This is a genomic window from Pseudooceanicola lipolyticus (assembly GCF_002786325.1).
GTDB classification, from domain to species: Bacteria; Pseudomonadota; Alphaproteobacteria; order Rhodobacterales; family Rhodobacteraceae; genus Pseudooceanicola_C; species Pseudooceanicola_C lipolyticus.
Genome location: NZ_PGTB01000365.1, coordinates 1 through 1,149 on the forward strand (window position 1 = coordinate 1; position 1,149 = coordinate 1,149).

At 67.3% G+C, this 1,149-nt stretch carries 2 protein-coding genes; both read right to left on the reverse strand.

Annotation, left to right across the window (positions count from 1 at the left end; genetic code table 11):
• Positions 1-779 (reverse strand): FecR family protein (locus tag CVM52_RS25955; protein WP_172721103.1); only part of this gene is annotated, 779 nt, incomplete at its 3' end.
• Positions 766-1,149: hypothetical protein (locus CVM52_RS27315; protein WP_172721104.1), on the reverse strand; the 384-nt coding region annotated here is incomplete at its 5' end. The genes CVM52_RS27315 and CVM52_RS25955, both read right to left, overlap by 14 nt.

The window sequence follows — 1,149 nt, forward strand, 5'->3', positions numbered from 1 at the left end:
CGTCCCAGCCGCGGCGCAACCCGGTCCAGCACCGTCGCCGCCGCCGGATCGCCCAGCTGCAACAGCCGCAGACCGCGGCGATATTCGGCCAGATCGGCCGCCGCCACCGCTTCGCCCGTGGCCAGATCTTCGGCGGCGCCGCTGATCAGCTGCGCCGCGTCGTCCGGGCCCACGGCATACATCATCTGGAAGGCTTCCCTGCGGTTCGCCACCCCGATCTTGAACGGCGCACGCCCCGGCACCGCCTGCGCCGCCTCGCCCGCCTGCGCCAGCACCGCGCCCTGCGCATTGGCCAGTTCGACCACGCCGTCATATACCGTCAGCTGGGTGACCACCCCGGTCACCGACAGCACCCAGTCGGTGCCGCGAATCCCTGCCGCCGCCGAGGGTGTGGTCACGGTCACATCCGAGCGCCCGCGCGGCGTGCGCGCCCAGATCGTGCCGGTGCGCAGCTCCAGCTGCGCCGCCGCACCGACGGTTTTGACCAGCAGTTCGGTCTGCGGATGCAACCGCATCACCGTGCCGTCGACAAAAACGATGCCCAGAACGCCCCGCGCCCCGGTGCGCACCAGGTCGCCGCCCAGCAAATCCTGCCCCAGAACCAGCGGCCGGAACCCCGCTTCGGTCACGAACCGCACTTCCTCGCCCGAAACGCGCGAAACCACCGTGCCGCTTTCCGCGCCGTCGCGCGGCCAAGCGCCTTGCTGCGCCGCTGCGGTCGACACCAGCAACCAGCTCAACAGCACCGGAAAGAAGGTCGGAAAGCTAAGCCAGTACAAATGAAGCCGCCACGCTGAGCATATAAAGCGCAATCAGCGCGGTACCGAACGCGACCGAGTTGGATTTGACCCGGTATATGTCGTGGAGTGACGCGACTGTTTCGCCGATATTGTAGTTGTAATCAGAGGCCTGGAGCATTTTCATCACTTCGCTCCCCTGCATGCTGGTGTCGAAGACGCCGTGTTCGGAGCGCTGTCCGCGCCGGGGGAACAGGCAGTAGATGAAGGCCAGGGTTGCCGCTGCGACCAGGGCACATTCGGCGGCCCGCAGCCAGAACGGGGCGCCCATGGCGTCGAGCCGGTTGAACACGGGCGCCATGGTGATCGCGATAAAGGCGAGGAAGATTTGCGATTTGGTGTCCAGCGCCCG